At 66.8% G+C, this 7,866-nt stretch carries 7 protein-coding genes; 5 read left to right on the forward strand and 2 right to left on the reverse strand.

The annotated features are described in order from the left end of the window. From EOA28_RS17455 to EOA28_RS17480, 5 genes are all read left to right on the forward strand, one after another. Positions 1-717: FAD-dependent oxidoreductase (locus EOA28_RS17455; RefSeq protein WP_128315088.1), on the forward strand; the 717-nt coding region annotated here is incomplete at its 5' end. A 15-nt stretch (positions 718-732) separates the two neighbouring features. Further along, complete coding sequence (locus EOA28_RS17460) at positions 733-1,008, forward strand: sarcosine oxidase subunit delta (protein WP_127251344.1); 276 nt, start codon at positions 733-735, stop codon at positions 1,006-1,008. Beyond that, positions 1,008-3,989, forward strand: a complete 2,982-nt coding sequence (locus EOA28_RS17465; protein WP_127251343.1) for a sarcosine oxidase subunit alpha — start codon at positions 1,008-1,010, stop codon at positions 3,987-3,989. The genes EOA28_RS17460 and EOA28_RS17465 overlap by 1 nt, the downstream gene beginning before the upstream one ends. Next, positions 3,982-4,605 (forward strand): sarcosine oxidase subunit gamma family protein, encoded by a 624-nt coding sequence (locus EOA28_RS17470; RefSeq protein WP_127251342.1) that lies wholly within the window; start codon positions 3,982-3,984, stop codon positions 4,603-4,605. Before EOA28_RS17465 ends, EOA28_RS17470 begins: the two co-directional genes overlap by 8 nt. A gap of 299 nt (positions 4,606-4,904) precedes the next feature. Beyond that, positions 4,905-6,782 (forward strand): DEAD/DEAH box helicase, encoded by a 1,878-nt coding sequence (locus tag EOA28_RS17480; RefSeq protein ID WP_127386317.1) that lies wholly within the window; start codon positions 4,905-4,907, stop codon positions 6,780-6,782. 337 nt (positions 6,783-7,119) lie between these two features. Here the strand turns inward: EOA28_RS17480 and EOA28_RS17485 are convergent, their stop codons facing one another. Both EOA28_RS17485 and EOA28_RS17490 read right to left on the reverse strand, forming a co-directional pair. Continuing rightward, entirely contained in the window at positions 7,120-7,638 is a 519-nt protein-coding gene (locus tag EOA28_RS17485) for a GNAT family N-acetyltransferase (protein ID WP_127253064.1), read from the reverse strand. Beyond that, a partial coding sequence (locus EOA28_RS17490; protein ID WP_245501543.1) for an isocitrate/isopropylmalate family dehydrogenase occupies positions 7,610-7,866 on the reverse strand: 257 nt, incomplete at its 5' end. The genes EOA28_RS17485 and EOA28_RS17490, both read right to left, overlap by 29 nt.

Below are 7,866 nucleotides of genomic sequence, written 5' to 3' on the forward strand. Positions count from 1 at the left end.
GCGCGGCACGACGCCGTGGTCTGGGGCTATGCGCATGCGGCGAGCGCGCTCGGCGTCGATATCATCCAGAATTGCGAGGTCACCGGCTTCACGCGCGACGCCTACGGCAAGGTGACCGGCGTCGAGACCTCGCGCGGCAAGATCGGCGCCGGCAAGGTCGGCATGGCGGTGGCGGGTTCTTCCTCGCGTGTGGCGGCGATGGCCGGCCTGCGCCTGCCGATCGAAAGCCATGTGCTGCAGGCCTTTGTCTCCGAAGCGATCAAGCCGCTGATCCCCGGCGTCATGACCTTCGGCGCCGGACACTTCTATGTCAGCCAGTCGGACAAGGGCGGGCTGGTCTTCGGCGGCGACATAGACGGCTACAATTCCTACGCGCAGCGCGGCAATCTGCCGGTGGTCGAGGATGTCTGCGAAGGCGGCATGGCTCTGATCCCGATGATCGGCCGCGTGCGGCTGTTGCGCCAATGGGGCGGCATCATGGACATGTCGATGGACGGCTCGCCGATCATCGACAAGAGCCCGGTCGACGGCCTCTATATCAATGCCGGCTGGTGCTATGGCGGCTTCAAGGCGACGCCTGGCTCGGGCTTCGTCTTCGCTCATCTTCTGGCGCGCGACGAGTCGCACAAGGAGGCTGCCCGCTTCCGCCTCGACCGCTTCCAGCGCGGCGCCATGATCGACGAGAAGGGCCAGGGCGCCCAACCAAACCTGCACTGAGGCCGCCAGTAGACCATGCGTATCACCTGTCCCTTCTGCGGCGAACGCGAGCTCGGCGAGTTCACTTATCTCGGCGACGCCAAGCCGCAACGCCCCGCGGCCGATGCCGACGCGGATGCCGTCTACGACTATGTCTATCTGCGCGACAACATCGCCGGCGTGATGAGCGAGCACTGGTACCATGGCGGCGGTTGCCGGGCGTGGCTGAAGGTCACTCGCAACACGCTGACGCATGAGATTTCGGCGGTCGAGGCGGCTGCAGGCGCCGGCGCCGCCAAGGTTGGTGCGTGATGGCCGGCGATCAGGCAAACCGTCTCACATCCGGCGGCCTCATCGACCGCTCAACCGCGCTCAGCTTCCGCTTCGACGGCAAGAATTTTTTGGGCTTCAAGGGCGACACGCTGGCTTCGGCGCTGGTCGCCAATGGTGTCAAGCTGGTCGGCCGCTCGTTCAAATATCACCGCCCGCGCGGCATCCTGACCGCAGGGTCGGAAGAGCCGAACGCACTGGTCGAATTGCGCAGCGGCGCCAGGCGCGAGCCGAACACCAAGGCGACCACCGCCGAGCTTTATGAAGGCCTCGAAGCCGCCAGCCAGAATCGCTGGCCGTCGCTCAATTTCGACGTCATGTCGGTCAACCAGCTGTTCGCGCCGATCTTCGTCGCGGGCTTCTACTACAAGACCTTCATGTGGCCGGCGAAGTTCTGGGAAGCAATCTACGAGCCGGCGATCCGCCGCGCCGCCGGCCTCGGTCGCGCGGCGGGCGTTTCCGATCCCGACCACTATGACAAGGCCTGGGCGCATTGCGACGTGGTGATCGCGGGTTCCGGGCCGGCTGGTCTGGCGGCTGCCCTTGCCGCCGGCCGCAGCGGCGCGCGCGTCATCCTGTGCGAGGAGGATTTCGTCCTTGGCGGGCGGCTGCTTGCCGATGGCGGTCCGATCGACGGACTGCCCGCCGCCGAATGGGTTGCGCGCGCGGTTGCCGAACTGACTGTGATGCCCGATGTGCGCATCATGACGCGCACATCCCTGTTCGGCGTCTATGACGGCGGCACCTATGGCGCGATCGAGCGCGTCAACGACCATCTGCCGGTCCCGCCGGAGCATCAGGTGCGGCAGCGGCTGTGGCGGATTGTGGCCAAGCGCTGCGTGGTTGCCGCCGGCGCGATCGAACGTCCCATCGTCTTTGCCGGCAACGACACACCGGGCGTGATGATGGCGTCGGCCATGCGCAGCTACATCAACCGCTACGCCGCTACGCCGGCGAGACACATCGCGGTCTTCACCAACAATGAAGACGGCTGGCGCACGGCCGAGACGGCGATCGCCGCCGGGCTGCAAGTGGCGGCGGTGATCGATGCGCGGCCGGATGTTTCGCCGGCGCATCGCTCGCTGGCCAGCAAGGGCGGCTTTCCGGTGCTGCACGGCTCGGTCTCCGCTGTCGATGGCGGCAAGACCGGCGTGCGCAAGATTTCCGTCTCCCTGACCGGCGGCGCGCGCGCCGAGGTCGAGGCGGACGGGCTTGCCGTCTCGGGCGGCTGGAACCCGGCGGTCGGCCTTACCTCCTATCATCGCGGCCGACCGAAATGGCGCGACGACATCGCCGCATTCGTGCCGGACGGCGCGCCGCCCGGCATGGTCGCCGCGGGCGCCGCCAACGGCGCCTTCGGTCTCGGCGCCTGCCTGCGCGAAGGGTTCGAAGCCGGCGCTGCCGCGGCGCGTGATGCCGGACGCAGCGGCAATATCGGCTCGATGCCAGTCGCCGACGACGCGGCTTTCTCGCTAACGCCGCTCTGGCATGTCGCCGGCAAGGGCAAGGCCTTCGTCGACCAGCAGCATGACGTCACGGCTTCCGATGTCGAGCTGGCGCAGCGCGAGGGTTTTCAATCGGTCGAACATCTGAAGCGCTACACCACGCTCGGCATGGCGACCGACCAGGGCAAGACCTCCAATGTCGCCGGCCTCGCCATCATGGCGGCGGTCAGCGGCAAGTCGATCCCAGAGACCGGCACGACGATCTACCGGCCGCCTTATGTGCCGGTCGCCATCGGCGCCTTCGCCGGCCATCACCGCGACGAGAATTTTCATGCGACGCGGCTGACGCCGTCACATCACTGGGCGGCCGAACAAGGCGCGGTGTTTGTCGACACCGGGCTTTGGAAGCGCGCGCAGTGGTATCCGCGCGCCGGCGAGAAGGACTGGCTGGAATCGGTGACGCGCGAGGTCAAGGCGGTGCGCTCGGGTGTCGGCTTCTGTGACGTCTCGACACTCGGCAAGATCGACGTGCACGGCCCGGACGCCGGGGCCTTCCTCGACCGCGTCTACATCAACGCCTTCTCCAGCCTCGCCGTCGGCAAGGCGCGCTACGGGCTGATGCTGCGCGAGGACGGCATCGTCTATGACGACGGCACGACCTCGCGTCTGGCCGAAGATCATTATTTCCTCACCACCACCACGGCCAAGGCCGGGCTGGTGATGCAGCATCTGGAGTTCTGCCGGCAGGTGCTGTTCCCCGAGCTCGATGTGCAGCTCACGTCGGTTTCCGACCAATGGGCGCAGTTCTCGATCGCCGGGCCGAAGACCCGCGATCTCTTGAAGGAGGTCGTCGATCCGTCCGAGGACCTGTCGAACGAAGGTTTTCCTTTCATGGGCGCGCGGGAAGTTGCGTTGCGCGGCGGCATCAAGGCGCGGCTGTTCCGCATCTCCTTCTCCGGCGAGATGGCGTTCGAGATTTCGGTGCCGGCACGCTATGGCGAAGCGATGGCACGCAATTTGATGATTGCCGGGAAACCCTTCGGCGTGACGCCTTACGGCACCGAAGCGCTCGGCGTGATGCGCATCGAAAAAGGCCATGTCGCCGGCCCTGAGCTCAACGGCACCACCACTGCCGGCGATCTCGGTCTCGGCAAGATGATGTCGACCAAAAAGGATTTCATCGGCCGCGTCATGGCCGGCCGCGAGGCGCTCACCGCGCCGAACCGGCAGGTGGTCGTCGGCATCAAGCCGACCGACAAGGCGCGCCGCCTGCGCTCAGGCGCGCATATCATTCCGAAGGGCGAGACCCCCGGCCCCGAGAACGACCAAGGCTATGTCACCTCGGTCTGCTTCTCGCCGGTGCTCGACCAGTGGATCGGGCTCGGCCTCGTCGAGCGCGGCCGCGAGCGGATCGGCGAGATGGTGCGCGCGCATGACCCGCTGCGCTCAGAGGACTACGATGTCGAACTCTGCAATTCCGTCTTCTACGATCCGGATGGAGGGCGCCAGCGTGGCTGAGTTTTCCTGGGACGTCCGCAGCCCGCTCGAGCGAGCACTGGTCGCCGGCCCTTACGGCGCGCAGGGCGACTCCGGCGTGGCGCTGGCCGAGATCCGCAATTTCGACCTCGTGCAGGTGATGGCGCGGCGCGGCAAGGCCGGCGAGATGATAGCGGCTGCGAAGGCGCGCTTCGGCGTTGCCGCGCCGGAGACGCCCAAGGCGATCGGCACCTCGGACGCGTCGCTGATCTGGTCGGGACCGGACCAGTTCCTTGTGCTGTCCAAGGGCGGCAAGCATTCGATTGAGGCGCTTGCCCCCGGCTTTGCCGGTTCGGCATCGCTGTCAGACCAATCGCATGCGCGGGCGTTGATCAGCGTCTCCGGAGAGAAGGCGCGCGCAATGCTCGCCAAGCTGTCGTCGATCGATTTGCATCCCAGTGTATTTGGCGTAGGTGCGGCGGCGGCGACCTCGATGGATCATACGAGCGTCACGCTGTGGCGCGGTGGTGATCGCAACGGACTGGCTGTTTTCAATCTGCTGGTGTTTGCAACTTTTGCCGAGAGCCTTTGGCACACTGTGCTGGATTTCGCTGCTGAATATGGCGTGACCATCGGCCATTCCGAGGAACCGGCGTAGCCGCTGCGCGCTCTCCTTCTCCCCATGTGGGAGAAGGTGGATCGGCGCGTAGCGCCGAGACGGATGAGGGGTGTTCCAGCGGAGTGAGACGCTGGCTTTCCCTGGAGCACCCCTCATCCGTCGCCTTCGGCGACACCTTCTCCCACAAGGGGAGAAGGGAAAGGCGGTGCCGCCTGCTCTGTACAATGCCGTCGCCAAGAAGTAGGAACCCACCAACCGTCCGGCCTTGCGGCGCCTCAACGCCTGCCGGCATCAGCCCATCGATGGGCTAAAGAAGCTTCGAATTCCGAAAGAAGAAAATGTCCAGTTTCGAGATGATCGTTCCTGCGCTGGCAGAAGCGCTGGAAAAGCGCGGTTATTCGGCGCTGACGCCGGTGCAGAAGGCGGTGCTGGAGCCTGAGCTTGGCGAGGCCGACGCGCTGGTATCGGCGCAGACCGGGTCCGGCAAGACTGTCGCCTTCGGCCTTGCCGTGGCGCCGACCCTGCTTGGCGACGCTCAGCGTTTCACCGCTGCCGGCGCGCCGCTGGGCCTGGTGGTGGCGCCGACGCGCGAGCTGGCGCTGCAGGTGCGGCGCGAGCTCGAATGGCTCTATGAGCTGACCGGCGCGCAGATCGCCTCCTGCGTCGGCGGCATGGACATGCGCACCGAGCGGCGCGCGCTGGAGCGCGGCGCTCATATCGTCGTCGGCACGCCCGGCCGACTGCGCGACCACATCACGCGCGGCGCGCTCGACATGTCGGCGCTGAAGGCCGTGGTGCTGGACGAGGCCGACGAGATGCTCGACCTCGGTTTCCGCGAGGACCTCGAATTCATCCTCGACTCAGCACCCGCCGAGCGCCGCACGCTGATGTTTTCGGCCACCGTGCCGCGCTCCATCGCGACGCTTGCGCAGGGCTATCAGCGCGAGGCCGTGCGCATCTCGGCCGGCGGCGAGGAAAAGCAGCATCTCGACATCGAATACCGGGCGCTTTCCGTCGCGCCCGCCGATCGCGAGAACGCCATCATCAATGTGCTGCGCTATTACGAGGCCGCCAATGCGATGGTGTTCTGCAACACTCGCGCGGCGGTGAACCACCTCACCGCGCGCTTCAACAACCGCAATTTCGCCGTCGTGGCGCTGTCCGGCGAGCTCAGCCAGAACGAGCGCAGCCACGCCCTGCAGGCGATGCGCGATGGTCGCGCCAAGGTCTGCATCGCAACGGACGTCGCTGCGCGCGGCATCGACCTGCCCAATCTCGATCTCGTCATCCATGCCGACCTGCCGAGCAATCCGGAGACGCTGCTGCATCGCAGCGGCCGTACCGGACGCGCCGGCCGCAAGGGGGTGAGCGCACTGATCGTGCCGGGCAATGCGCGCCGGCGCACCGAGCGGCTGCTCGCTAATGCCGGCCTGACCGCGACCTGGGCAAGCCCGCCCTCGGCCGACGAGGTGCTGCGGCGCGACGACGAGCGCATCCTGGCCGACCCGTCCTTCAGCGAGCCGGTGAAGGACGAGGAGCGCGACTTCGCCACAGCGCTTCTCGAGCGGCACGGCGCCGAGCTGGTGGCTGCAGCCTTCGTGCGGCTTTGCCGCGGCAGCCGCTCGGCGCCCGAAGACCTGATCGACGTCGCGCCGTTTGCGCCGTCGAAGGAAAGATTCGCGCGCCGGGAGGAAACACCCGCCCGCCGAGACGATTTCGGCGACAGCGTGTGGTTCTCGCTCTCGGTCGGCCGCCGGCAGAATGCCGAGCCGCGCTGGCTGATCCCGATGCTGTGCCGCACCGCCGGCATGTCCAAGCGCGAGATAGGCGCCATCAAGATGCAGCCGGAAGAGACCTTCGTGCAGATCGCCGCCGACTGGGCCGACCGCTTCGTCGCCGCGATCGGCCCCGACCGCAAGCTGCAGGGCAGCATCGCGGTGAGGCGCATCGACGGCACGCCCGACCTGTCGCGCGCCGGCTATCAGCCGCCGAAGCCGGACAAGAAGCCGCATCGCGGCAAGCGGCCTTTCGACCAGGGTGCACCCGGGTTCGAGAAGCGAGCGCCGGACGAGCGGCCCGGTGGCGACGCGAAACCCTGGGCGAAGAAGCCCGGCAAGGCGAAGTTCGAGAAGCCAAAGTTCGATCGGCCAAAGTTCGATGGGCCGAGATCCGGCCAGCCGGAAAAGCGCAAGAAGCAGAAGAAGCGGCCAGCGTAGAATCGCGACGGGAGTTGGGCCAGGGTTTAGCAAAGCAAGTCGGCCGGTCAGCCCGACGCGCGCGGGCCGGCAGCCACTACGCCTCCGTCATTCCAGGGCGAAGCAAGGAGCGAAGCGACGCGCGCAGACCCTGGAATCCATGCCGTGACCTCCAAGCGTCGCGGCGGTGCAGAAAAGCCTTTGTTCTGCACCCCCTTTACCATTCGCGCGACGTCACGGCATGGATCCTCGGGTCTACGCGTCCGCTTCGCTCCCGCTCCGCCCGTGGATGACGAAGTTCGGTCGCTTCGGCTAACCTCCGAGGTTTACCCAGCCTTGGCGCCGATACCCGCCAACGTCAGGTTCCAGCGACCTTGTTCAGCGCGTCGCCCGACAGCCTAAGGAAAACCTTCTGGCCGTGGCGCTCGGCGCCGAGCCGGTCGTAGAAACGCAGCGCGCCCTCGTTCCAGTCTTCCGTGGTGAGATCGATGCGGCCTATGCCTTTGCCGAGGCAATAGCCGGCGAGAAAGCCGATGAGCGCGCAGCCGACGCCCTTGTCACGGGCGCCGTCGCGCACGAACAGATCCTTCAGGAACATCAGCCTTTCGAGATCGATGCCTGGGTGGGCGATGGCCACCGAGGCGAGGCCGGCGACTTCGCCGCCCGCGAAGGCCAAGGCGAAATGCGGATAGGCCGGGCTCTCGTCGCTGAGCCATTGCCGCGCCGTGGCCGCCGCCCGGCTGTGATCGAGCGGCGTCTGCCGGTAGTGAGCCGCCATCGCGCAGAGCAGGGTGGCGAGCGCTTCGGCATCGTCGACCCTCGCCCAGCGAATGTCGACGGTGCCGGGATCAGCCAAGGAATTTGGCGATGATGGCATCGCCCATCTCAGTGGTGCCGACTTCCTTCATGCCTTCAGACATGATGTCTTTCGTGCGCAGGCCGTCGTCGAGCACGGCGGCGATGGCCGCTTCGAGCTTGTCGGCTTCCGCCACCATGCCGAAGGAATAGCGCAGGCACATGGCGAAGGAGGCGATCATGGCGATCGGGTTGGCGATGCCCTTGCCGGCGATGTCGGGCGCCGAGCCGTGCACCGGCTCGTAGAGCG

It is taken from the genome of Mesorhizobium sp. M2A.F.Ca.ET.067.02.1.1 (assembly GCF_004023285.1).
In the GTDB taxonomy this organism is placed as follows: domain Bacteria; phylum Pseudomonadota; class Alphaproteobacteria; order Rhizobiales; family Rhizobiaceae; genus Mesorhizobium.